At 62.9% G+C, this 25260-nt stretch carries 14 protein-coding genes and 1 pseudogene; 7 read left to right on the forward strand and 8 right to left on the reverse strand.

The features are described 5' to 3' along the window. Positions 1 to 103: 103 nt before the first annotated feature. A complete protein-coding gene (locus J2Z31_RS10770) occupies positions 104 to 1291 on the reverse strand; it encodes a polysaccharide biosynthesis/export family protein (protein ID WP_209601879.1) in 1188 nt (395 codons plus the stop codon). A 400-nt stretch (positions 1292 to 1691) separates the two neighbouring features. Here J2Z31_RS10770 and J2Z31_RS10775 point away from each other — a divergent pair, with 400 nt between their 5' ends. The 5 genes and pseudogenes from J2Z31_RS10775 (at position 1692) to J2Z31_RS10795 (ending at position 14607) form a co-directional block, all read left to right on the forward strand. Then, positions 1692 to 9188 carry a type I polyketide synthase gene (locus J2Z31_RS10775; RefSeq protein ID WP_209601880.1) on the forward strand — a complete coding sequence of 2499 codons (7497 nt, stop codon included), beginning with the start codon at positions 1692 to 1694 and terminating at the stop codon, positions 9186 to 9188. Further along, entirely contained in the window at positions 9185 to 10600 is a 1416-nt protein-coding gene (locus J2Z31_RS10780; RefSeq protein ID WP_209601881.1) for an aminotransferase class I/II-fold pyridoxal phosphate-dependent enzyme, read from the forward strand. The genes J2Z31_RS10775 and J2Z31_RS10780 overlap by 4 nt, the downstream gene beginning before the upstream one ends. Positions 10601 to 10639: 39 nt before the next feature. After that, on the forward strand, positions 10640 to 11443 hold the full coding sequence (locus J2Z31_RS10785) for an SDR family oxidoreductase (RefSeq protein WP_209601882.1): 804 nt from the start codon (positions 10640 to 10642) through the stop codon (positions 11441 to 11443). A 224-nt stretch (positions 11444 to 11667) separates the two neighbouring features. Next, positions 11668 to 13260 carry an LTA synthase family protein gene (locus J2Z31_RS10790; protein ID WP_209601883.1) on the forward strand — a complete coding sequence of 531 codons (1593 nt, stop codon included), beginning with the start codon at positions 11668 to 11670 and terminating at the stop codon, positions 13258 to 13260. A gap of 17 nt (positions 13261 to 13277) precedes the next feature. Beyond that, positions 13278 to 14607: pseudogene (locus J2Z31_RS10795) on the forward strand (capsule biosynthesis protein). On the opposite strand, the gene J2Z31_RS10800 reads toward J2Z31_RS10795, so the two are convergent. The 7 genes from J2Z31_RS10800 to J2Z31_RS10830 all read right to left on the reverse strand — a co-directional run bounded on the left by J2Z31_RS10800 (position 14577) and on the right by J2Z31_RS10830 (position 23274). Continuing rightward, on the reverse strand, positions 14577 to 15587 hold the full coding sequence (locus J2Z31_RS10800; RefSeq protein ID WP_209601885.1) for a KpsF/GutQ family sugar-phosphate isomerase: 1011 nt from the start codon (positions 15585 to 15587) through the stop codon (positions 14577 to 14579). The pseudogene J2Z31_RS10795 and the gene J2Z31_RS10800 overlap by 31 nt on opposite strands. Before the next feature lie 317 nt (positions 15588 to 15904). After that, entirely contained in the window at positions 15905 to 16114 is a 210-nt protein-coding gene (locus J2Z31_RS10805) for a hypothetical protein (protein ID WP_209601886.1), read from the reverse strand. Positions 16115 to 16617: 503 nt separating this feature from the next. Further along, positions 16618 to 19146 (reverse strand): protein translocase subunit SecD, encoded by a 2529-nt coding sequence (gene secD, locus J2Z31_RS10810; protein ID WP_209601887.1) that lies wholly within the window; start codon positions 19144 to 19146, stop codon positions 16618 to 16620. 108 nt (positions 19147 to 19254) lie between these two features. Then, a complete protein-coding gene (locus J2Z31_RS10815) occupies positions 19255 to 19668 on the reverse strand; it encodes a hypothetical protein (protein ID WP_209601888.1) in 414 nt (137 codons plus the stop codon). Positions 19669 to 19844: 176 nt separating this feature from the next. Further along, positions 19845 to 21455, reverse strand: coding sequence for a 5-guanidino-2-oxopentanoate decarboxylase (locus tag J2Z31_RS10820; protein ID WP_209601889.1), 1611 nt, complete (start codon positions 21453 to 21455; stop codon positions 19845 to 19847). After that, the gene (locus J2Z31_RS10825; RefSeq protein ID WP_209601890.1) at positions 21452 to 22642 is read right to left on the reverse strand and encodes a pyridoxal phosphate-dependent aminotransferase; all 1191 of its coding nucleotides are present in this window, start codon (positions 22640 to 22642) and stop codon (positions 21452 to 21454) included. The genes J2Z31_RS10820 and J2Z31_RS10825 overlap by 4 nt, the downstream gene beginning before the upstream one ends. A 17-nt stretch (positions 22643 to 22659) precedes the next feature. After that, positions 22660 to 23274, reverse strand: a complete 615-nt coding sequence (locus J2Z31_RS10830; RefSeq protein WP_209601891.1) for a TetR family transcriptional regulator C-terminal domain-containing protein — start codon at positions 23272 to 23274, stop codon at positions 22660 to 22662. 371 nt (positions 23275 to 23645) lie between these two features. Between J2Z31_RS10830 and J2Z31_RS10835 the strand changes: the two genes are divergently transcribed. Together J2Z31_RS10835 and J2Z31_RS10840 are read left to right on the forward strand one after the other, a co-directional pair. Beyond that, positions 23646 to 24419, forward strand: a complete 774-nt coding sequence (locus J2Z31_RS10835) for an ABC transporter ATP-binding protein (protein WP_209601892.1) — start codon at positions 23646 to 23648, stop codon at positions 24417 to 24419. Between the two features lie 35 nt (positions 24420 to 24454). Beyond that, a complete protein-coding gene (locus J2Z31_RS10840) occupies positions 24455 to 25237 on the forward strand; it encodes a transporter substrate-binding domain-containing protein (protein ID WP_209601893.1) in 783 nt (260 codons plus the stop codon). Positions 25238 to 25260 lie beyond the last annotated feature (23 nt).

Below are 25260 nucleotides of genomic sequence, written 5' to 3' on the forward strand. Positions count from 1 at the left end.
CTACTCCAACCCGGCAGGGATCGCCTGGGCCGACAGGCGATCGCTTCTAAAGGGCTGCGAAGTGCCGCTACGGAGGCTCAGGTGGAGGCGCCGGCCTCCGTCCTCAATTGCCGAGATCGTTGATATTGTCCGCGACATTGACGCCGGAATTCGCGATTCCGATCGGTCTCGCGATGAATTCCATGAACTTGGTGATGTCGACCGAGGGGTGGCGCGAGGCGTAGATCACATCGCGGTTCTTGATCGGGAATGTCTGGCCGACGATCAGACTGTCGGGGTTCGTCATATCGAAACGGTAGACGATCGGATAGCGGCCGACGCTGTCAGGCTTCATGCCCTTCTTCAGCATTGCGTGGAAGCGCTCCTGCCCAAGAAGGCTCATAGCGATGTCCGGTTCCTCGTAACGGAAAACGAAATAGCCCTTCGCATCGACCGTTCGGTCGGAACCGCCGCCGGCAAGCGCCACCGCTTCCAGCAGGTTCAAGTCGTTGGAGCCGAACTCGACGCGTTGGTTCGCACGGACCTGCCCCAGGATCGTGAAGGTGCGCGGGTCGCGCGTGACGAAGATCTGGTCGCCCGGCTTGACGTGGATGTTTTCCGTCGGGCTTTCGATGATCGACTTCAGAAGCACTGTGCCGGTCTTCTTGCCGCGCACGAGCGTGACATAAGTCTCGTAGGGCTGGGCCGACGGCCCTCCGGCCTTGGCGATGACTTCGTTGATCGTCTCGCTGACGAGGTTGAGCGGCACGACCGAGGGACGGCCGACCGCACCGGAAACCGTCACGATGCGCGAGGCCGTCGAGGTGCTCGTCACGATCACGTCGGGCTCCACCGCCTTCTGTCTGAGAGCGTCGAGGATCGCCTGACGGGCCTGCTCCAGCGTCAGCCCTGCGAACCTGACCGAGCCGACATAGGGAATGGCCGCCTTGCCATCCGGCTGGACGACCAGGTCGATGCTCGTCTGTTTCGATTCCGTTGTGGAGAACAGTCCGTCGCTGCCGGCTTCAAAGATGGTGACCTTCAACTGGTCGCCAACGCCGATCACAACCTGGCCAACGCCGCCGCCGATTCCGAATCGGCGGCTGAGCGTCGTCGCCACATAGTCGGAAACGAGCCGCGCGGACTGGCCATCGACATCAACAATATCGAAAACCGTGGCGTTCCTTCTGCCGATCTCGGCGCCGGACTGGCCGGCCTCCGCCACGATGTCGCTGCTCAAGGGTCCCTCGCCCGGTACGGCCTGACATCCCGCAAGCGCGGTACAAAGCAGAAGGGCAGTCACACGTTTCACTACGACACTCCAGTTTCGGCACAGCGATGATTCCATTCGGATATCGGCGCCGCATCTTTCCCCGGCAGGGAACCCGCCGGTCCCTGAAAAGCACAATCGCCGTCTCACAACAAGTCACACCCGGCCAAGGCAGCCAAAATATTCGGCACTGCGCCTTTCCGGCCATACCGCCTTCAAATCGATTACAGGCTGTCGCCGTAATTGTCTTGGATGAAGATTGTGAGGCGGATATCTAGGCCTTCGGGGTTGAAAGCTAGGCGGTATGGGTTAAAAGCTCGCTAATACTCAGGGGAACAACACGGGGAAATCACCCAAGGAAGTGTCGCTCTATTGCAATTTACGTTTGGCGTTGCAATGGACTAGAACAATTTAAACGGCAGTTCAGAGCGTTCGATCATATATGACAGTTGAAATCATTGGGCGTGCATGCCTGGCTCCTGGAGCACAATCGCCGCAGGCGCTATTCGAAATTCTCCGTCAGGGCATGTGCACCGTGTCCAGAGTTCCCGCCGACCGCTGGGACCTCGCGCGATTTTGGCATCCCGCCATGGGAACGCAGGGAAAGACCTATACCTTCGCCGCCGGTGTTCTGGACCAGATCTATGATTTCGACCCAGCCGTCTTCGGTATGTCGCAGCGCGAAGCCATGTACATGGATCCGCAGCAGCGCGTATTGCTGCAACTCGCCTGGCGCGCACTCGAGGACGCAAACATCTCGATCGCGTCGCTGCATGGCGAGAATGTCGGCGTGTATGTCGGCGCCTCCAGCCTTGACCATGCCAACCTGACGGTCGAGGATCCGGCCGCGGCCGGTCCCTATTTCATGACCGGCAACACGCTCTCGATCGTCTCCAACCGCATTTCCCACGTATTCGGCTTGAGCGGCCCGAGCATGACGGTGGATACTGCCTGTTCCTCCTCGCTGGTCGCCCTCGACCAGGCGATGCGGGCGCTCACCGCCGGCGAGATCGACACGGCAATCGTCGGTGGGGTCAACGTGCTTGCCCATCCCCTACCCTTCGTCGGGTTCGCGCAGGCGCGGATGTTGTCGCCGGAAGGGCTCTGCCGCGCCTATGACAATGACGGCGCCGGCTACGTACGCGCCGAAGGCGGCGTCGTCTTCGTCCTGCGCCGCTCCGATCGCGCTCGCCGAGAACGGGACAGGAGCTACGCCAAGATCGTCGCCACCGGGGTCAATTCCGCTGGCCGCACCAACGGTATCTCGCTGCCGTCGCGCGAGGCGCAGGCCAATCTGCTGCGAGCGATCTACGAAGGCCGCGGCATCGACGCCAATCAGGTGGCGTTCGTCGAAGGTCACGGCACGGGTACCAAGGTGGGCGATCCGGCCGAGGTCTGGTCCATCGGCTCGGTCATCGGCGCCAAGCGCCGGGCTCCGGTCCCGATCGGCTCGATCAAGTCGAATATCGGTCATACCGAGCCGGCGTCCGGCCTATTCGGCATGCTGAAAGCCATTCTGGCGCTTGAACACAATTACCTGCCGGCATCGCTGCATTTCGACGCGCCGAACGAACTCATCGATTTCGAGGGACTGAACGTCCGCGTCACCGCCAATCCGATCGAGTTGCTGAAGGGCAAGCGCGCGCGGCTTGCTGGCATCAATTCGTTCGGCTTCGGCGGAGCGAACGCGCACGTCGTCATAAGCGATCCGGACCCGCTTCCGGAGGAAAAACCCCCGGCTATCCCGTCCGGTCATGTATTCTTGGCGAGCGCCCATACGCAATCGAGCCTCGACACCCTGCTCAGAGAGTACAAGGCCGTCTTTGCAAGCGCCTCGAAGGAGGAGACGCGCGCCGTTATCGCCGCCTCGGGAGCAAACCGCACCCATATGCGCCATCGATTCGTGGCACGCAGCGACAATCCCGAAGATATCATCCGGGCAATCTCAAGCCATCTCGATAATGCCGGTTCCGACATTGGCGAAGTTGGCGAGGCACCGGTCAAGAACGCGCCGATCGCCTTTGTCTTCTCCGGCAACGGGTCCCAATGGGCAGGCATGGGCGTCGAGGCCTTCCGGGAAAACCTGCACTTCCGGCAATCCTTCACCTCCGTCAGCGCGCTGTTCAAATTCCACTCCGATATCGTCCTCACGGAGTTGCTGACGGATCCGGCACTCGACAAGAAGCTCGCCGACACCAAGATCGCCCAGCCGCTGCTTTTCGCAATCCAGGCGGCACTTTCGGATTCGCTGGTCGCGATGGGCATCAAGCCGGCCGCCGTCTTCGGCCATTCCGTCGGCGAGATCGCCGCCGCTTACGCGGCCGGCGCTCTGTCGCTTGTCGACGCGGTGGCGATCGTGGCCAAGCGCTCGCTGCACCAGGATAGACTCGCCGGCGAAGGCACGATGGCTGCCGTCATGCTCGGCGAGGAAGCCGCTGACGCCTTCGCAAAGGCGCAAGGCCTGAACGGGCTCTGCGTCGCCGCCGTTAACGCGCACAATTCGGTGACGATTTCCGGACCGGCAAACGAGGTTACGGCCTTCCGCGACGCTGCGCGCAAGGCGAAAATCCCCGTTCAGATCCTCGACATCAACTACCCCTTTCACCATCCGATCATCGACCGGGCGAAGGAAGCCTTCCTCGCCGATATCCCGGACATTGCGCCGCGGAGAACGGAACTTACTTATTTCTCGACAGTCACCGGCGCCGCACTCGAAGGCTCCGAACTCGATCCGGATTATTGGTGGAAGAACGTTCGCGAGCCCGTTCGCTTCCAGGCTGCGGCCGAGGCGGCGCTCGAGCTCGGTTGCCGGCTGTTCATCGAAATCTCCCCGCGGCCGATCCTTTCCTCCTATATCAAGGAGTCCATCAAGCAGGCGGCGGTTCCAGCAGCGGTGGTGGCGACCCTGCTTCGCGACGCAGGAGAACCGGGACATGATCCGATCTCCGCATCGATGGCGCGCGCCGTTGCCCATGGCGCAGCCGTCGACCGGCCACGCGTCTACGGCAAGCGCGACGCCTATGTCCAACTGCCGAGCCTGCCCTTCGAGCCGGTGGAACTGCGTCCACAATCGACAAGCGATGCGACGGATCTTTTTGGTCGCTCGGGCAAGCCCTACCGCCTCTCCGGCTGGCGCGGCGACCCGAACAGCGGCAGTTGGAAGAACCACATCGACGCACACCTCTTCCCCGATCTCGCCGAGCATGTCGTCGACGGCAAGGCGATCCTGCCGGGCAGCGGTTTCATCGAGGTCGCGGTTTCGGCCGCGCAGCAATATTACGGCAGCGTTGAGGTCGAGATCACCAATCTCGAGATCGTACGGCCACTGGAACTCAGCGGCAGCCGGATCATGGAACTCTCGACCGTCCTGTCCCCGGAAACCGGCGATATCGAGATACGCTCGCGCGAACGCCTGTCCGAGGACGATTGGACGGTGCATGCCGTCGCCCGCAGCCGCAAACCCATACCGGGAGCGAACGGGGGCTGCCCGTCATTCACAGGCCTGGCGAAAACGGGAGTCGTCACCCCGGAGAAAGCCTATGATACGGCCCGACAGTTCGGGCTGGACTACGGCCCGCGCTTCCGATTGCTCGCCGGCGCCACCGCTTACGGCGATCGGCTGATCGAGGTCGAACTGAAGGCCCCGGCTCCCGCCGGCCATCCGTTCGTCAGCTATGCGCTCAATCCGATTTCCGTCGACGCGACGTTCCACGGGCTGGTGGCTCTTTTCGACCGCTTCACCGGCGACAAGGGCGGCGCGCCTTACATCCCCGTGCGATTCGGCTCGGTGCGCGTCGTCAATTCCGGCAAGCCGATTGCCCGTGCGACGATCGAGATCGAGCGCGTTAGCGCCAATTCGATCAAGGCCCGCTTCCACTTCTTCGACCACACCGGCGCCGAGATAGCCCGTTTTGACGACTGCCGCTTCCGACGCACCTATCTGCGCAAACACAAGACGCTCGAGGATCTTTCCTTCCACTTCGAGACGGTGCTGTCCGAAGCGACGCTGCCCGGCAAGACATCGACCGTCACACTCCCAGCGAGGCTGACGGAGGAGACCCAAACCGACGAAGGCGTCGACAACGCCACCCTCTTGTTCAACGCCGCCATCTATCGCGCCAGCCAGGAGATCGCCCTGAAGCTCGCGAAAGGAGGGAGCACGATCCAAGGCGCTACCTTGCCCGGCGACGTCGCCTTCCAATGCTTCCTGACGAGCTGCCTCTATGCGCTCGAGGATGCGGGACTCTCGGAGCACCAGAACGGCACCTGGAAAGTGGCGACGGAGTTTACGCTCCCGACCGTTGACGAAATCCTGGCGGAACTTTACGGCGAGCGGCCCGATCGGGCGGTCGAGGCGGTGCTGATCAACAATGCCCACAAGGAAGCGCTCAGTCGCCTCGATGCATTTCTTGGCGGGACGGCCGGTGGCGATCCGCCGGCCTTCAATGCCGCCTTCATCAGCGAGGCGACGCTCGATCATCAGGCCGTTCATTCATTGGCAAGCCGCTCACGCATGGATCGGGTCCTCGCCGCTGTGGAGCGCGCCTTGGCCGCGCAGGCGAAGCCCAACCGCTTGCGCATCATCGAATTCGGCAGCGTTTCCGCTGGCTTCACCCGGCGCCTGGCTGATCTCGCAGCGCGGCACGGGGCGACCCTTTCCGTGGTCGAACCGCGCGACAACGCCCAACGCAATCTCGAGATCGCCTTCGAGCAAGACCCGCATGTGCGGGTCCTGAAGAAGAGCGAGTTTTCCGCGATCGGTCCCTTCGATCTCGCTGTCAGTGTATCCGACAACCTCTTCCAAATCGTCGACGAGGAAACCGGTGTGCGCGATGCGCTTGGCTCGATGCTGCGCGAGAGCGGCGCTCTCGTCGCAGCCGTCAGCGCCCCATCGATCTTCGGCGACTTTGCGCTCGGCCTCTCCGACGGCTGGTTCGCGCGCAGCCAGACGGCGGAGTTCCCGATCGGCAGGCTGGCGGCCGTGCCGCATTGGCAAAAGTACCTGAGCGATCTCAAGTTGCGCGACATCACCGTCAGCGAGCGCGAATGCCCACACGGCAATACCATTCTGATCGAAGCTCGCGGTGCGGCAAGTCAGGCGGCGGAGGCGAGCGAGATCAGCGCCGCTCCCTACCTGCTGCTCGAACTGGAAGGTTCCCGGCGCACGTCCGCGCCGGCGGGCGCGATCCCCGTATCCGTCTCGGGTGAGATGGATACCGATGTCGCCGCATTGCGCGACGCCTTCGGCGCCCTTGGCGCGAACGCGGTTCGCGCGGTATTCCTGTCGGCGGCAGAGCGCATCGGAGACGAGGATTCGGGCTTGCTGCAGACGCGGGTACTGGCCTTCAGCGCCTTTGCCGAAGCGCTGCGCCAGCATGTCGGCGAGACGGGCCTCGAAGGAGGCGCACGCCCTCGCCTCGTGCTCGTTGCACCGGGCGGTGCACCGGTAGCCGCTTCCGTTAATTCCGGGGTGAATTCAGGCCTGTGGGCATTCGTTCGCGTGCTCGAGAACGAATACGAATTCCTCGACGTCCATTCGCTCGACCTTACCGATCACACGGCGAGTGAGGACGAGATGCTCGCCGCGGCACTACCGCTTCTGACGCTGGATGGCGCCAATCGCGAATGGCTGCTCGACCCGGCGACCAGCCTCTTCTCCGAAATCCGGGCTGTGCCCGGACCAGCCCGTCGGGCGGAAGGCAAGACGAGCGCTTTTGCGGCGGCCACAATCCGCCAGCGCGTCAGTTCTCAGGTCGGCAGCATCACCTGGGAAGAAACCGAGGTGCCACGCGCAGGACCGGGCGAGGTCGTCGTCGCCGTCGCCGCGACCGGCCTCAATTTCCGCGACGTCATGTGGGCCATGGGGCTCTTGCCCGAGGAAGCGCTTGAGGACGGCTTTGCCGGGGCGACGATCGGCATGGAGCTTTCCGGCCATGTTGTCGAGGTCGGAGCAGGCGTCGACGACCTTGCGGTTGGCGATGCGGTGATGGCGATCGCCTCCTCAGCCTTCTCGACTCATGCGGTCGTCTCGCGCGCAGGCGTTGCCAGGCTGCCACAGACCATCAGCCTGGTGGCGGCCGCCACCCTGCCCGTCGCCTTTCTCACCGCCTATTACGCCATGGTCGAGCTCGGCCGCATCCAGCCTGGCGAGACCATCCTCATCCATGGTGCCGCGGGCGGGGTCGGTCTCGCCGCCTTGCAGGTCGCCAAGCTGAAGGGCGCCAAGGTCATCGCGACCGCCGGCACGCGCGAGAAGCGGCGTTTCCTGAAGATGCTCGGTGCGGATCACGTCTTCGATTCGCGTTCGCTCGGATTCGTCAATGACGTGCGCGCGGTGACCGGCGAAGGCGTGGACCTGGTGCTCAATTCGCTCTTCGCCGAGGCGATGGAGCAGAGCCTCGCCCTCGTAAAACCCTTCGGGCGGTTCCTCGAACTCGGCAAGCGTGACTATTACGCCGACAGCAAGATCGGGCTCAGGCCTTTCCGCCGCAATATCAGCTATTTCGGCATTGACGCGGATCAATTGCTCGTCAACCAGCCGGAATTGACGAAGCGCATCTTCATGGAAATTGGCGCGCTTTTCGAGCAAGGTCGACTGACGCCGCTTCCTTACCGTGCCTTCGATTTCGACGAGATCGGCAATGCTTTCCGGCTGATGCAGAATGCCGGCCACATCGGCAAGATCGTCGTCCTGCCCCCTGTTGCGGGCAAGCACGAGATTGCCTCCAAGGCGCACGGCGGCATGAAGGTCGATCCGGATGGCGTCCATCTTGTCGTCGGCGGTATTGGCGGCTTCGGCCTGATGGCGGCCAACTGGCTTGTCGAGAAGGGCGCACGCAGGATCGCGCTCTGCTCGCGTCGGGGGCAGCCGGACGCGGAGACGACCGCCATGGTCGCGCGATGGGCGGAAGAGGGCGTATCGGCATCCCTCCATGCTTGCGACGTAACCGACGCCGCGGCCGTCGAAGCGCTGCTTGCAACACTGCGGGCGCAAGCGCCGCTGCGCTCCGTCGTGCACGCCGCAATGGTGCTCGACGACGCGCTGATCAGCAATCTCAACCGCGAACGCAACCGACCGGTGATCGACACCAAGGCCAAGGGCGCGGCGCTCCTCGACCGGCTGACGCGGAGAGACAGGCTCGACAATTTCATCCTGTTCTCTTCCGCGACCACACTGGTCGGCAATCCGGGTCAGGCGAACTATGTCGCCGCCAATGGTTATCTCGAGGGCCTCGCCCGAGCGCGCCGTGCCGAGGGCCTGGCGGGGCTGGCGGTCGGCTTCGGAGCAATCGCCGACGCCGGCTACCTGACGCAAAATGCCGACGTCAACGAGCTGCTTGCAAAGCGCATAGGCAAGACGGCTCTGAAGGCGCAGGTCGCGCTGGACATGGTCGAAGCCCATATCGCTGCCGATCCGGGAACCGTCGATGCCGCTGTCGTGATGATCTCCGAGATCGACTGGGCGGCGGCGCGTAACCTGCCGGTTGCCCGCAATGCGCTCTTCGAGGTGATCCTGCGCACAGCCGACCAGCATTCGTCCGGCGCCGAGGGCGCGACGATGGACCTCGTCGCCATGATCGAAGGCAAATCGCCGCAGGAGGCGGAGGACATCCTCTTCGATCTTGTCGCCGGAGAAATCGCCGCCATCCTTCGCGTGTCGAAGGATACCGTGACGCGCGGCAAGATCCTGAAGGAAATCGGTCTCGACAGTCTCATGGCCGTCGAACTCGGTATCAGCTTCCAGCAGAACACCGGCTTCGACATGCCGCTCAGCGGCGTCGCCGACAACACGACCGTCGGGGACGTGGCGCGCAAACTCTACGAAAAGGTGAGCAAGCGCGACGAGAGCAGCGAGGGCGAAAACGCTGACGACAAGCTCGTCACCGAATTGACGCAACGCCATGTTGGAGCGGCAAAGGAGAAAGCGCTGAGCCAATGAGCAACGACGGAAAAGGCCAGACCTTCTCCAAGATGAACAGCAGTCTCAAGGAGAACCTGCTGGACAGGATGAGGAACACTCATCACTCGTCCGAGCGCAACCGGATGGCCCGCTCGGAGCGGGAGTTGCCCCCCGCTCCGCGTCGCCAACAGGCCCGCTTCGAGGATCTGCCGGAATACAAGCAGGTGGTGGCGCAGAAATTCGCGAGCGAACAGCTCGGCATCGCCAACCCCTTCTACCGGCCGCACCAGACCGCGGCCGGCGCGACGACGGTGATCGACGGCCGTACGCTGATCAATTTCGCGTCTTACGATTATCTCGGCTTGAACAAGCACGCCCATGTCCTCGAGCGGACGCGCGAGACGATCGGGACTTTCGGGATTTCGGCGTCGGCCAGCAGGCTCGTGGCGGGCGAACGGCCGGTCCACGTCGAGCTCGAAGAGCGGATCGCGCGTTTCTACGGCGTGGACGCCGCCGTCTGTTTCGTCAGCGGCTACCTGACCAATGTCGCCGCCATCAGCTGCCTGATGGGGCCCAAGGACCTGGTCATCCACGACGAGTTCATTCACAACAGCGCGCTGGCCGGCATCAAGCTTTCGGGCGCCACGCGCCGTCTCTTCAAGCACAACGATACGGCCGACCTGGAGCATGTCCTGCGTACGGTCTCGGGCGACTATCGCCACATCATGGTGATCGTCGAGGGCATTTACTCGATGGATGGCGATATCGCCAACCTGCCGGCCCTGCTGAAGCTCAAGGCCGAATACGGTTTCTGGCTGATGGTCGACGAAGCCCACTCGCTCGGCGTCCTCGGCAAGCGCGGCAAGGGTCTCGCCGAACATTTCGGAATCGATCCGCACGAGGTCGATATCTGGATGGGAACACTCTCGAAGACGACGTCGAGCTGCGGCGGATACATCGCCGGGAGTGCGGCGCTGACTGCCGTGCTTAAGGCCTCGGCCGGCGGTTTCGTCTACAGCGTCGGCCTTGCGCCCGCCTTGGGCGCGGCGGCGGTCGCAAGCCTCGATATCCTGGAACGAGAACCGGAGCGGACCACCGCGCTCCGGCGCAATGGCGGCCTGTTCCTGAAGCTTGCCAAGGAGGCCGGCCTCGATACCGGGTTGAGTGGCGGCTATTCGGTCGTGCCGGTGATCGTCGGCGACTCCTTGCGTGCCGTACAGCTTTCGAACGACCTGCTCGCCGCCGGTATCAATGTGCTGCCGATCATCCATCCGGCTGTGCCGGAAGGGCTCGCGCGGCTGCGCTTCTTCATCACCAGCGAGCACACGGAAAAGCAGATCCGCCGCACCGTGGCGCTAACCGCAGAGCGACTGAAGGACCTGACGGAGCGCAATTTCGGGCTTGGCGGTGTCGATATCGAGCAGATGCTGAAGGCGATCTCCGCGCGTTAGCACCACCGAGGCTGCCGCGGCCGCAAGCGAGTGTCCAGCATGACTCACGTGATCATCACCGGCGGCTCCAGCGGCATAGGAATGGCGATCGCCTCCATCTATGGCGCCCGTGGCGCACGGCTGTCGCTGATCGCCCGCTCGCGCGATCTTCTTGAATTGGCGGCGCACAAACTTGTTTCGGAATACGGTGCCAGCGCTGGCGACATTCGCATCGAGGCGGCGGACGTGACGAATGAGACGGAGGTCGGCGCCGCGATCTCCCGCTGCATCGAGACCTTCGGCCCGTGCGACATCCTCGTAACGTCGGCGGGCGTTGTCGAACCGGCTCCGTTCGACGCCATGCCTGGGCTCTCCTTCAACCGACAGGTGGAAACCAATTTTTGCGGGACCGTACATGCCATACGCGCCGTCTATCCGGACATGGTGCGGCGGCGAAGCGGGCGAATCGCGATAATTTCCTCCGGCGCGGGCCTCATCGGCATTTATGGATATTCGGCCTATTGCGCTTCCAAATTCGCGCTTCACGGCTTCGCGCAGGCATTGCGAAGCGAAGCACGCTGCCACGACGTTCATGTGTCGGTGAGCTTTCCGCCCGATACCGAGACGCCGCAGTTCGAGCGGGAACTCGACCAACGTCCGCCGGAGGCGAGCATCGTCATGGGAGCCGTCAAGCCCTGGAGCGCCGACGCCGTGGCGAGAAAGATCGTTGCGGGGATCGAGCGGAGACGGTTCGAGATCCATTTCGGACTTGAGCTTTTCTTGCTTGGTCGCATCGGTCCGGCGGTTCGACCGCTCCTCGATTGGTGGTTCGACCGGGCGATCGCACGCAGCCGTGGACGATGACCATCCGCAGTGATGTGCGGCTTGTCGCTGCCGACGTTAGCATTTAGACAGGAACGGCTCTAAGCCTCGGGACGCGTGCTGCTTGGAGCGTTTTGCAGTCAGGTGGAATCACCCGACATCGCACAATGCGGCGAACAAGCAGATGGGGCGGCGGCGTGAAAGCATGTGAGCGCATCCCGCTCCAAAGACTGCGGCGCGGTTAAAAACGGCTTGAAGGTATCGGTTTGGCGGTTCTTCCCTTTCATTTGCATGATTACCCGACAGCGCTGACCCTTGGCTGCTATCTTCTTTCCTGCGCAGTGATCTTCTTCACCGACCGCTTCGCCCTGCCGAAGCGCGAGCGCAGGAAGAATGCCTCCCCCTTTGGCCGCGACCAGAATCTGGTGGACGTCGTCGCCCGGCTCCCGGTAATCGCGCTCGTCTTTGCCGGTTTTTTCGCGATTTCCTGGCGCCCGCTCTATGCGGCGGCGGGCACCATGAGCTTCTTCATCATCTTCACCGGCATTTCCCGCGCGAAGTTCAAGTTCATTCGTGAGCCCTTGGTCTTTTCCGACATCGCCCTCGTCGCAGATGTCTTCAAATACAAGTCGATCTTCTACGCGACATCGCTCAACATCGCGTTCTGGATCGTGGCCTTTCTCTACGTTTTCGGCGTCTCCGGTCTCTACATGTATTTTGAGCCGAGCGTGCTGCCGACGAGCGACGAGGCGTTCTGGATCGTGGTGATGATCCTAGCCGCCAATGCCCCTTGGATCCTGCTGTTCTATGGTCCGGTGAACCGCCCGACCGCCGCCCTTGTCCAGCGGCTCGTCGGCAAGGTCAATGTCAAGATGAGCACGGTGCGCTTCGGCACCTTCGGCTCGGTGGTTTTTCATTTTATCATCTGGCTCGGCGTCAAGCGCGAGAAGATCGTTGCCGAACTCTCAGAGCGCCTGCTAGCCGCGGTGCATGATCTGATCGGCCACGAAGAGGCGCCGCTGATCGTCGTCTGGCAATCGGAATCCTTCATCGACATGCGCCATTTCGGTGTCGACTCGATCAAGCTGCCAACGATCGACCGGTTGCGCAAGCAGGCGGTGCAGTGGGGCCGGTTGAGCAATGTTTTCGAGGGCGGCTACACGCTGCGCACCGAGTTCGCCGTCTTGAGCGGCCTTGTACCTGACGACATCCACGTCGATGCGAGTTACCCCTATCTGCGTGCAGCACACTATGCCGATGTCGTATGGCCGGGGAAATTGAAGCGGGCCGGCTGGCACACACATTTCGTCCACCCCTACGACCGGACATTCTTCTTGCGCCACAAGGCAATGCCGGTGCTCGGCTTCGACAAGCTCACCATGCTCGATGCCTTCGACCATGACACGGCAACAGACGGTCTCTACGTCTCCGATGGGGTTCTGACCGCTCGCGTGCTCGAGGAAGCCGAGAAGCTGCCTGAGGACGAGAGCGGCTTCTTCTTCGTCGCCTCGATGGCCAATCATGGGCCTTGGGAACCCGGCCGGATCGAAGGCCTCACCAATCCCGTCGAAATCTATCTGGCGATCCTCGAGCAGTCGGATGCCGCCCTGAAGAAGCTGGTCGACGGCCTCGGCAAGCTCGAGCGCCCGGTCTGGCTCGTCTTTTACGGCGACCACGCGCCTCTGTTGAAATCTTTCGCCGACCCGTTCCCCGATCCGCGCACGGACTATTTCATCGTGCCGCTCGCAAATGCCCGTGCGTCCAACCACCGCCCGACGCCGGCCCAGGACGAGCATCCGTGGAACCTTCTGCGCGCCCTGTTTGGACACGCCAACCTGCAGAAGGAGGCGCTGCAGTAGCAGCGGAAATAGCAGCAATGAAAGCGGAGGCGACGACGAGCAACACCCATCGGCGGACATTCCTGTTCCTGCAGGGCCCTTCGTCGCCGATCTTTGCCAAGATCGCCGCCCGGCTCGAAGCTCATGGCCATCGTTGCTTGCGCATCAATCTCAACACCGGCGATCAGATTTTCTGGCGGCGCGGCGGCGCATACAATTATCGGGGCTCGTTCTCCAGGTGGTCCGACTTTGTGAACGAATTCATCCGCCGCCATGGCATCAGCGATCTCGTCCTGCTCGGAGAGGAGCGACCCTATCACAGAACCGCCATCAACGCGGCGCGGAACCATGGGGTTGCTGTTTTCGTCGTGGAGATGGGATATCTCCGGCCGGACTGGCTGACGCTCGAGCGCGGCGGCATGTCGTCCAATTCGCATTTCCCGGTCGACCCCGGCCAAGTTCTTGAAGCGGCTGCCGCACTGCCCGAACCCGACTGGCGGCGGCGCTACTCGCAGACCTTCGTCGCCGAGGCAGCCTGTGACCTCCTTTACAATCTTCCGAATGTTTTCCTCTGGTTTCTCTTCCCCGGCTATCGCCGGCACGCGATCTTTCATCCGATCGCCGAATATGCCGGCTGGTTGAAGCGGCTTGCCGGAGCCAGGCGGCAGAACCGAGCGGCTGAGGCGATCAGCCGCTCGATGGTTTCGGCGAACAGCCGCTATTTTATCTATCCCCTGCAGCTTGAGACCGACTATCAGTTGCGCGCGCACTCACCCTTCAACAGCCAGAAGGAGGCGATCGAGGAAATCCTCATCTCCTTTGCCCAATGCGCCCCGAGCACTGCAAAGCTGGTGATCAAGGTCCATCCTCTCGATAACGGCCTCATTGCCTGGCGCAGGATCGCTGCCACGAAAGCGGCAATGCTCGGGATCGAAGATCGCGTCGCCTATATCGACGGCGGCAATCTGGATGTCCTGACGGAGAGGAGCGCCGGCATGGTGACGGTCAATTCGACAGCCGGGCTGCACGCGCTCCGGCAGGGCAAGCCCGTCAAGGTCCTCGGCAGGGCGGTTTTCGATATCCAGGGGCTAACGGACCAACAGCCACTCGACGCCTTTTGGGCGGCGCCGCAGCCGCCGGATCCCGCCCTCAGCGCGGCCATCTTCCGCCTGTTGGCGGCGTCCATCCAGGTCCGCGGCAATTTCTATTCCAAGGCCGGCACCGACGCCGGCGCCGAGGCAATCGCCGAGCGGCTGCACAAGAATATCGTCAACCAGCCGGGGGCCTTCGTCGATCCACCGCCGCGGCAGAAGCCGGAGAAAAGAGCCTGACCTACCTCAGGCGACTCCGGCGCGCAGGAGATCGTGAATGTGCAGGATTCCGGTGGGAAGCCCCGCCTCGTCGATGAGGAAGAGCACGGTGACCTTGTGCTCTTGCATGAACTCCATGGCGGCGCTGGCGAGAACGTCGCCGTGAACCACGCGCGGGCTATGCGACATCACCTCTTCGACCCGCTGGCTCAACAGGTCGCCGGCCATGTGACGACGCAGGTCGCCGTCGGTGATGACGCCGATCAAGGCGCCGCGTTCATCAATGATGCCGACAACGCCGAAGCCCTTTGACGACATCTCGATAACCGCCTCACTCATCGGCCGGCCGACGGCGAGCAGCGGCACCTGCTCCGCTACATGCGCCAGTTCCTGAACCAGGCGCAATTGCGCTCCCAGCTTGCCGCCTGGGTGGAAGGTCTTGAAGTCTTCCGCGGAAAAACCGCGCCGTTCCAGGAGCGCGATCGCCAGCGCGTCGCCGACCGCAAGCTGCAGCATGGCCGAGGTCGTTGGCGCCAGCCCATGCGGACAGGCCTCCGGCACTTTCGGCAGCACCAAAGCAACGTCCGAGTTGCGCGCGAGGATGCTGTCTCGGTTGGACGAGATCGAGACAATCGGCACCTTGAAGCGCTTGGCATAGGTGAGCATGTTGGCCAGCTCCGCCGTCTCACCCGACCAGGAAAGCAGGATCACGACGTCGTCAGAGGTGATCATGCCGAGATCACCATGGCTTGCTTCCGTCGGATGGACGAAATAGGCGGAAGTGCCGGTAGAGGCCATGGTCGCTGCAATCTTGCGGCCGATATGACCACTCTTGCCCACGCCGGAAACGACGACACGGCCGCGCCCATCGCCGATGAGTTCGACGGCATCGACCAGGCTACGCGCGAAGTCTTCATCAGTCTCCAGATGATCCGCCAGGGCCTTGATGCCATTCGCCGCTGTCGTAATCGTCCTACCGATCGAGTTAAGCACGGCACCGCGCGAATGCCCATCCGCCTTCACATGTCTTAAACCCATTTCTGATCCCCGGGCATGGAGCAATGATGGCCGCTGGGGCCGGCTTACGGCGGTGCGGCGAGAAAAGTATTCGGAGGCAATAAGCCCTTTTTCTTGACGAACCAAGCCTTCCTGGCGCTGAAATTCGCTGCGCCGGGGCTATTTTCGAACAGTTCAGATTAGCGAGCGTGCTTTTCCACAGACCCCGGCGCGGGCGGAGGGATAACCGTAGCTCCAATCAAAGGCGCGCCGCCGCACATCGCGTACGGACGCGTGGCAGCTGTACTTACGCAAATTCGGGACGGTGATTTCAGACGAGAAGCTGCAGACCGAGGAAGTCACGACGACGCCACGCCGGCGTTCCCGGGCCGGGCACCGTGGCCGTTCAGCAGATGCCGAATGGCCGCCCGCGCCTCATCGGCCGAGCGGAACCGCTGAGCATCGAGATCCCAGACGTGATACTTCACGGCCAGGAACTTGACCTGCCCCTGATCGGGAACAACAACGCCGACGGGTACACCGTCATGTTCGATAACTTGCCTGTTCATGCAATAACGCTCCCCCACGCTTCACGCGCGGATCTTCAAATTTTCGGCAGAGGTGATTTCGGTGGGTCGAACGGTCACATTCGGCAGAGCGTGCCAATGAGACCTTTCACCGTTGCACGACAAAGGGAACGAGAGCCGCAGAAAGCGGCGGTCGAGATCATTCTTGACATGTCACGCTCCTTTGGCTTGGCGCGGCGGCAGCGCCGCGGCGGTTGTTGAACGATACGGGCGGACTCACCGCCCAGATCTGCAAATTAGAATAATCGACCAATCAGTCAATTGCAGAAAACAAGAACGAGAAAAGTTCTCCCGGCTTCCCATCTCCTGCAGAATTCCATTTGCCGTCTCCACAGGACCTTCTCGCTATCTAGGTAGCAACGAATCGACCTGCAAGGGACAGATCTAAGAAGACAGCACTTTCCGACGAAAAAGGGGCAGCCCGCAGGCCGCCCCTCGAATTTTCGATCGAAGCGCTTCTGCGCTTCCCCCACCCGGACCAGGCACTAAGGCGTTCCAGCCGGTTGCACTCCGGAGCGGCTCGCCTCCCGATCCTTCCACCAGCGGCTCAGGAACAAAAGGATCGGCCCGCCAATATAGATCGACGAGGTGGTTGCGACGATGACGCCGAAGATCATCGGCCAGGCGAAGCTGCGCACGACCTCGCCGCCCCAGATTGCCATCGGCACCAGCGACAGGGCCGTTGCCACCGAGGTGAAGATGCATCGCGCGATCACCTGGTTGATGCTCATGTCGATGAGTTCGGAGAAAGGCATCGACTTGTACTTGCGCAGGTTCTCGCGCATGCGGTCGTAGACGACCACCTTGTCGTTCACCGAGTAGCCGATCATCGTCAGCAACGCGGCGATCGCCGTCAGGTTGAAGTCCACGCCGGTGAGCGCGAAGAAGCCGATGGTCTTGGTGATGTCGAGCAGGAGCACGGCGATCGCACCGACGGCGAAGTGCCACTCGAAGCGGAACCAGATGTAGAGCAGGATCGCCAGCATGGCGAGGCCGACGGCGAGCGAGCCCGAACGTGCGAGTTCCGTGCTGATCGTGGGGCCGACGACCTCGGTCCGCTCGAGCGTTGCGCCCGGCACTGCGGTTGTCACGGCCTCCTTTATCCGGTTCAGCGCCGCCGTCTGCTCCTTTTCGCCGCCCGGCTGGCGCTGGACGCGGATCAGCACCGACTGGCCGCCGCCGAAGTCCTGCAGCGCCACCTCGCCGAGATTGAGCTCTTCGAGACCATGGCGCAACGTCGGCAGATCGATCTTTTCCTTCGAAACTGCTTCGACCTGAATACCACCGATGAAGTCGATGCCGTAGTTGAGACCCGGCGTGAAGAACAGGACGACGGAGCTGATCGACAGAAAGGCTGAAAAGCCGATCGCCTGGTACCGCCGCTTCATGAAGGAGATTGTCGGCAGATGCGGCACACGGCCGAAGAGCGACGGTATCTCCAGCTTCTTCATCTTGCGGCGAACGACGACCTCGCGCATCAGCAGGCGCACGACGGTCACCGAGGTAAACATCGAGATGATGATGCCGAGCATCATGGTCACGGCGAAGCCTCTCACCGGCCCGCTGCCGAGCCAGAACAGGAGCACCGTGCCCACGAGCGTGGTGACGTTCGAATCGAGGATCGTCGCGTAGGCCTTGTTGAAGCCGACGTCCAACGCCTTCATCGCACCGGCACCGGCTTCCGTTTCTTCTCGAATGCGCGCGTTGATCAGGATGTTGGCGTCGACCGCCATGCCGATGCCGAGGATGATACCCGCGATGCCGGGAAGGGTCAGCGTCGAGCCGATCAGGGCGAGGACGCCGATGGTCATGATCGTGTGCAGCAACAGGCCGACATTGGCGATCATGCCCCAGGCGCCGTAGAGCACGACCATGAGGCTGATGACGAGGCCGAAGCCTACCAGACCGGTATAGAGACCCATACGGATCGAATCGCTGCCGAGGTTCGGTCCGACGGAGCGCTCTTCGATGATCGTCAGCGGCGCCGGCAGGGCACCGGAGCGCAGCAGCGCCGAAAGGACCGTTGCCTCCTCGACCGTGAAGTTGCCGCTGATCTGGCCACGGCCGCCGAGGATCGGCTCGTTGATGACCGGCGCCGTCAGGACCTTGCCGTCGAGAACGACCGCAAATGGCCGGCCGACATTTTCCCGGGTAATCTCGGCGAACTGGCGCGCACCGAGCGAATCGAAGCTGAAGTCCACCACCGGCTGGTTCGTCTGCTGGTCAAAGCCGACTTTGGCATCGGCGAGCCGCTCGCCCGAAATCGCGACACGGCTTTCGATCGGATATCTGTTGCCGTCATTTGCGCCGGGAAGGATCTCGACCCCGCGCGGCGGCGACTCTGTCACGTCCACGCTCTGGTCCAGCATATGGAAGCTCATCTGCGCGGTGGAGCCGAGAAGCTCACGAAGGCGCGTCGGATCCTGAAGGCCCGGCAGCTGAACGAGGATGCGGTTGGAGCCGATGCGCTGGATCAGCGGCTCGGCGACGCCGACCTGGTCGACGCGGTTGCGGATGATCTCCAGGCTCTGCTCGACCGCTTTGGTCATGCGATCGGCGAGCCCCGCCTCGGTGAGCGAGAGCGTGATGACGTCACCGGACGTCGTCACCTCGACTTCGGGAGCCGAGGCGCCGAAGCCGATAACACTTACCGGCGTCGCCAGTTCCTGCAGTTTCGGGAGCACCTTTTCCCGGTCGGCAGCATCGGGGATGCTCACCGTTACCGTGTTGCCGCTGATACGCGCCGAAGAGGCGGAGACGCGCTCGCCGCGCAACAGCCGGCGGGTGTCGTCGAGAAGCGTGTTGACGCGGGCCTTCTGCAGACCGGCGGCGTCGACTTCGAGAACGAGATGCGAGCCGCCCTTGAGGTCAAGGCCGAGTGTGACGGGCTCGAACGGCAGAACGGAAGTGAATTGCTGCCGCAACCCTGGCGGCAGCACGCTCGGCAGCGCCGCGAGGCATCCGAAGATAACGATCGCGACATAGGCGAGAATCGCCCATCTTGATGTACGCATGTGGAATTTCCATAAATGCCTGAACGCGCCTGTGCGGCAGCATCCGGGCGTGAGTTTTTGTCATTTCGAGCAGATCCGAAAACCGTCCGCCCGAGCGCCCATGATCTTCTAAGCCCTGGGTGGGGCCCGGATGTGCTCGCTCTGGCGCGGTGCTCGGACAAGAACTTCCGTCCGCGCTACAGGCGCCGGCCGACCACCGAGAGCAGCTGGAACAACAGAAAACTCAGGCGGAAGAGCCGCACCAGGATCGCCGCCGACGGTCGATTTCCCTTCCGCCTGGGCGGCCATGGTGCGAACATCCGGCAAGGCGACGGCTCTGGCGAGCTGACGGGCCGCCGGGCGATTGGACGAGCCGGAATCGGGTGCGGCGACATCGCCGGTCTGCGCGCCGGCGCCAAACCGGCTCGAGACGCTTTGCCCGACCGCGATTGCCTGCATGGCGAAGGAGGCGCAAAACAGCCACAGCACAGCCAGAAGCCGGCCGGCATGCATGCTCTTGCTGCCACCACCCAAGAGGTACATGGGGACGCGGTTCCTTTCTATCGGCGCCCGGGAACCCAAGCCTATCGGAAGAACGTGGCCGGATTCGAGCGTCGGCGCCCTTATCACCATTCCGACGCGAAAAAGTCAAATCCGGGGTGGTTTGGATCTGCGCGTCGAGCTTTCCGAAAATCGGTTCCGGTTTTCGCGCCGATGCGCTAGCCGGCGGCGCCGGCGGTCTTCGTTTGATGGATCTCGACCAGCGACGGCCCCGCCCGCGCGGCGGCATCGGCGAGCGCCTGCGGCAGATTGCGGATATCGGCCAGACGCTCTGCCGGAACACCGTAGGCTTTGGCCGTCAGCAGGAAATCCGGGGCCGATGGCTTGACCCCTTCCGGCGTGATGCCGGATTCGCGCATGTAGGATTCGATTTCCTGATAACCATCATTGTTCCAGACGAGGAAGATCACCCGCGCATTGGCATCGACGGCCGAGCCGATCTCCGCGAGCGAGAACTGAAAGCCGCCGTCACCGACGAGACAGACGACAGGCCTCGCGCCATCGGCAACGGCCGCGCCGACAGCCGCCGGGGGCGCATAACCGAGCGCGCCATAGCCGGTCGCCGAATTGAACCAGGCGCGCTGCCGGGGCGCGTCGCAATAAAGATTGCCAGCATACACAACCTGCGTCGAGTCGCCGACGATGATGCAATCTGGCAGCGCCCCGTAGATCATGTCGATGACGTCCACCTCGGCCCGCATCTTCGGCGCCAATTCCTTCAAGGCCGCCTTTCGCGCCGAATCCGCCCGTGGCGCGCCGTCCTTGGCGAGGTGGTCGGGCAGAAAGCCGAGTATTCCCGCTGCCGCCGTCCTCGCGCCCGAAAGGATCGAAAGTACCGCCCGTGGCCCCCTCGCGAGTTGCGTCGCGTCGATGTCAGTGCGGATCAGGTTGCCGAGTTCGGGAAAGCCGCCATCGGCATAGAGATCGTAGTCTGTCTGGCCCATCTCCGTACCGAGCGCCAGCACGAGATCGGCGTCGCGCAGCAGGGCGCGGACGGCCTTGAGGCTCGGGCTCGCTGGCACGCGCAGCGGATGTCCGCCGAGTATGCCGCGGGCGTTCACGGTCGTTACCACAGGCGCGCCGATCCGTTCGGCGAGTGCCCGCACCTCCGCCTCCGCCGCCAAGGCGCCGCCGCCGCAGAGGATGGCCGGGCGCGAGGCTTCGGCGCAGAGGATCGCCGCCCTCTGCAGGGTTTCGCCGTCTGCGCGCGGGCGCGTCGCCGCGGCGGGCCGAATGACGCCGCTCTCAATCCTCTCGGCCATCACGTCGGTCGGAATTTCGATGTGCACCGGACCGGGCCGACCCGAGAGCAGCACGGCAAAGGCGCGGTCGACAACCAGCGGCAGGTCGGCCGGATTGAGGAGCGTGTGCGAATAAAGCGCCAGGGTCTTCATCATTCCCTGCTGGTCTGGCAGTTCATGCAAAAGACCGCGTCCGTGGCCGAGCGAATCCCGGCGGTTGACCCCGGAGATCACCAGCATCGGGATCGAATCCTGCCGGGCCTGGGCCATCGCCGTAATCGTGTTGGTTAGCCCCGGCCCGGTGATCACCAGCGCCACGCCCGGCTTGCCGCTGACGCGCGCATATCCATCCGCCATGAAACCGGCGCCCTGCTCGTGGCGCGGGGTCACGTGACAGATCTTCGAACCCGCGAGGCCGCGGTAGAGTTCCACCGTGTGGACGCCGGGAATGCCGAAGACGACCTCGACTCCGTTTGCCTCGAGCAGATCGATGAGAGCTTCGCCGACGGTTTTCATGGCAGCAATCATGCGCAACGCTCCTTCCGCCGCAGGCAGCGCTCGGCCGTGGCGGCGATACGGCGGCAAGCCTCGTCGATATCCTGATCCGGAACAGTGAGGCTCACGCGGAGGAAGCCCTCCGCCTGCCGACCGAATGATGATCCGGGCATCGCCGCCACACCCTCCTCTTCCAACAGCGTCCAGGCAAATGCCTCACCCGAAAGACCCGTATCGGAGACGTCGATCAGCGCGAACATGCCCGCTTCCGGCCGCAGCACCTTGACGCCCGCGGCACAGGCAAGACTGTCGACTATAAGTCCCGCGCGACGGCTATACGCTTCCCGCATCTGGCGCGCGGTATCGATGTCATGCGTCAGCGCATAGGCAGTCATATCGGCGATGAAGGGCTGCTGGCCGAAGAGCATGGTCTCGGAAACCGGCAGGAGGCGGCGGGTGAACTCGGCCGGTCCAACCGCCCAGCCGCTGCGGAACCCCGGCGCTGCATGGGACTTCGAAATCGACGAGACGACGACGGTGCGCTCGGCGAGGTCGGGATTGTCGAAGGGCGAGGCGAACGTCCCGCCGAAGACCAGCTCCTCATAAACCTCGTCGCAGACGATCCAAAGATCGTGGCGGCGTGCCACCTTGCCGATCGCCGCTATTTCCGCTGCCGTCAAGACCGCACCGGTCGGGTTGTGCGGCGTGTTCAGGAGCAGTACGCGGCACTCGGGGGTGACGACGCTCTCCAGGTCTTCGGCCCGCATGCGGAAGCCGGAGGACGGCCTCAACGGCACAAAGACGGGATGGGCGCCGGTCGCGCGAATGACGCCTTCATAGGTGGCATAGAGCGGATCGCCAACGACTACGCCGTCGCCGGCCTCGGCGAGTCCCAGCATCACGGCGAAAAGCGCGGTCTGGGTACCGGGAAAACAGAGGACGTTCTCCTTCGTCACATCGGCCCGGCGACGGCGGTACTTCTCCGCCAGCGCCGCCAGGACAGCCGGCTCCCCGCGACCGTTCGAATAGCGGTAGCGCCCCGTGTCCATCGCTCGCTGGCATTCATCGAGAAGTGCGCGATCCGGCGGCAGGTCCGGCTCGCCGATCGTCAGTTCGATGACGTTCGCGCCGCTTGCCTTCAATTGCCGCGCACGAATGTGCAGCGACCACTTGCCGGAGCCGAGATCGGCCAGCCGCGACGTGATCGACGCATAACGCATTGAGTTTCTCCCGTCGGTTATTCTTCTACAGGCAGATCAAGCAGAGCCTCGACCGCGGCCATGGCGATGCTGATCAGCTCTCCCTCGCGGAAGAGGTCACCGGCAAGGCAGCCTTCGATCCAAAGCCCGTCCACCAGGCCGTTGATCGCTATGGCGTGGCGGCGACAGACCTCCGTACTCGCAGGCCTGCCTTTGGCTGCGAGGAAATCGCCCAACAGGTCCTGAAGCGCATTGCGGAAGGCAAGATAACCTTCGCGGTGAATCTCGGCGAGCGCCGGATCGACGCGCACCTGACTGATGAAGGCTGCCCACAAGGAGACGCTGCGACTGTCGGCCACCGGCTCAGTCAAGTTGATGGCGATGAAGTCCTTGAGCCTGGTCGCCGGGTCGCCCTCGACATTCTTGGCCTTATCCGTCAGCGATGCGATAACGCTTCGATAAGCCTCCGCAATCATCTGATCCTTCGATTCGAAATAATGTCGGACGAGCCCAGCGGTGACACCGGCACGCACCGCGATCTGTCGGACGGTCGCACCCTTCAGGCCGAGTTCCGAGATGCAATCGAGCGTCGCCTCGATCAGATCCTGCCGGCGCTCACCCTCAGGCGCGCGATAGAAGCTGCGGCGGCTCACACTTGTCCTCCTAAAGCGCCGCGCGTCTTTTCAGACGCGCAAACGCCGCTGCAACTCTTTGAATTTGCGCGTTGAACTTCCCGAAAAGCGGGTACGATTTTCGGGCCGATAAGCCAGGCCCGCCACCTACCGGCCGCGTCGTTACATGCCATCCGTTTCGGCTCATGCGCTGCTCCTGCGGGAGGTTGGTGGAAGCGAGGACCGCCGGAAATTTCGGCGCGAAGTTATTATACACTTGAATAATAGCAGCACAAGTGCAACCATGCTTCTCAAGAAACAGCATGACGAACCGAAGATGCTGCCCGACAGCGCGATCAGGGGACAGTTTTCATGCCATCGAGCACTTTGCAAACCACGGGAACCGTGTGCCGATGACGGATACGGCCGAAGCAGTCGCGGTTTCGGACCTCCACAAGCGTTTCGGGCCGCTGGAAGTTCTGAAGGGCGTATCGCTTTCCGCCAAGAGAGGGGACGTCATCGCGATCATCGGCGGCAGCGGCTCGGGTAAATCGACGCTGCTGCGCTGCATCAACATGCTGGAACTGCCTTCCGCTGGAACGGTCAGCGTGCATGGCGAAGAGATCCGAATGAAGCCCGACGGCCACGGCGGACTTGTGCCTGCGGATCGCAAGCAGGTGCAGCGCATTCGCACGCGCCTCGGCATGGTTTTCCAGAGCTTCAATCTGTGGCAGCACATGACGATCATCGAAAACGTCATCGAGGCGCCGGTGCATGTGCTCGGCAGTTCGAAGGCAGAGGCGATGGAGACGGCAGAAGCTCTGCTCAGGCGGGTCGGGCTCTACGAAAAGAAAGATGCCTATCCCGCCTTCCTTTCCGGCGGCCAGCAGCAGCGGGCCGCGATCGCCCGGGCGCTGGCGATCCAGCCGCTCGTCATGCTCTTCGACGAGCCGACTTCAGCGCTCGATCCGGAACTTGTCGGCGAGGTGCTCTCTGTGATCGGCGATCTTGCGCGCGAAAAGCGAACGATGATCCTCGTCACCCATGAGATGAAGTTCGCCCGCAGTGTCGCCAACCACATCGTCTTCCTGCACAACGGCATCATCGAGGAACAAGGGCCTCCCGAGGACATCTTCGGCGCGCCGAAATCCGAAAGACTCAAGAAATTCATCAGCTCTATTCATTGAATTCCTGAATGCTAAACAACCACAAGGGGAACAGCATGAAGAAGACATTGAAGCTCCTGGCGCTCACCGCCGCCCTGGCAGTCACCGGCGCCGCCGCCTCATCTGCAGAAACGGTCAAGGTCGGCATTGCCGCCGAACCCTACCCTCCCTTCACCTCGCCTGACGCCAACGGCAATTGGGAAGGCTGGGAGATCGAGTTCATGAAGGCGGTCTGCGCCGAGGCCAAGCTCGATTGCGTGGTCACGCCGGTAGCCTGGGATGGCATCATCCCGGCGCTCACCGCGAAGAAGATCGACATGATCATCGGCTCGATGTCGATCACCGAGGAACGACTGAAGACCATCGATTTCTCCGACAAGTACTACAACACACCCACCGGCGTCATCGGCACGAAGGGCGAGGACATCAAGCCGACGCCGGAAGGCCTTGCTGGCAAAACTCTCGGCGTGCAGGTCTCGACCGTGCACCAGGCCTATGCGACCAAGCATTTCGCGCCGGCCGGCGTGGAGATAAAGGAGTATCAGACCCAGGACGAGGCCAACCAGGACCTCGCCGCCGGACGTCTCGATGCCGTGCAGGCTGACGCGATCGCGCTCGACGCGTTCCTGCAGAGTGACCAGGGCAAGGCGTGCTGCGACTACAAGGGCGACGTCGCCCCGGATGTCGACGTTCTCGGGCCGGGTGTCGGCGTCGGGTTGCGCAAGGGCGAGGCGGAGCTCAAGGAAAAGATCAACGCGGCGATCCAGGCGATCCGCGAAAACGGCACCTACGAGGCCTTCTCGAAGAAGTATTTCGACTTCGACATCTATGGCGGCTGATCCGCGACTGGCCGGCGGTCCAG

It is taken from the genome of Sinorhizobium kostiense, from assembly GCF_017874595.1.
GTDB lineage: Bacteria > Pseudomonadota > Alphaproteobacteria > Rhizobiales > Rhizobiaceae > Sinorhizobium > Sinorhizobium kostiense.

Bases quoted from the DNA above. Each gene is read 5' to 3' on its own strand.
- J2Z31_RS10775 (WP_209601880.1), top strand. From the start codon at position 1,692: ATGACAGTTGAAATCATTGGGCGTGCATGCCTGGCTCCTGGAGCACAA.
- J2Z31_RS10780 (WP_209601881.1), top strand. From the start codon at position 9,185: ATGAGCAACGACGGAAAAGGCCAGACCTTCTCCAAGATGAACAGCAGT.
- J2Z31_RS10785 (WP_209601882.1), top strand. From the start codon at position 10,640: ATGACTCACGTGATCATCACCGGCGGCTCCAGCGGCATAGGAATGGCG.
- J2Z31_RS10800 (WP_209601885.1), bottom strand. From the start codon at position 15,587: ATGGGTTTAAGACATGTGAAGGCGGATGGGCATTCGCGCGGTGCCGTG.
- J2Z31_RS10805 (WP_209601886.1), bottom strand. From the start codon at position 16,114: ATGAACAGGCAAGTTATCGAACATGACGGTGTACCCGTCGGCGTTGTT.
- secD (WP_209601887.1), bottom strand. From the start codon at position 19,146: ATGCGTACATCAAGATGGGCGATTCTCGCCTATGTCGCGATCGTTATC.
- J2Z31_RS10815 (WP_209601888.1), bottom strand. From the start codon at position 19,668: ATGTACCTCTTGGGTGGTGGCAGCAAGAGCATGCATGCCGGCCGGCTT.
- J2Z31_RS10820 (WP_209601889.1), bottom strand. From the start codon at position 21,455: ATGATTGCTGCCATGAAAACCGTCGGCGAAGCTCTCATCGATCTGCTC.
- J2Z31_RS10825 (WP_209601890.1), bottom strand. From the start codon at position 22,642: ATGCGTTATGCGTCGATCACGTCGCGGCTGGCCGATCTCGGCTCCGGC.
- J2Z31_RS10835 (WP_209601892.1), top strand. From the start codon at position 23,646: ATGACGGATACGGCCGAAGCAGTCGCGGTTTCGGACCTCCACAAGCGT.
- J2Z31_RS10840 (WP_209601893.1), top strand. From the start codon at position 24,455: ATGAAGAAGACATTGAAGCTCCTGGCGCTCACCGCCGCCCTGGCAGTC.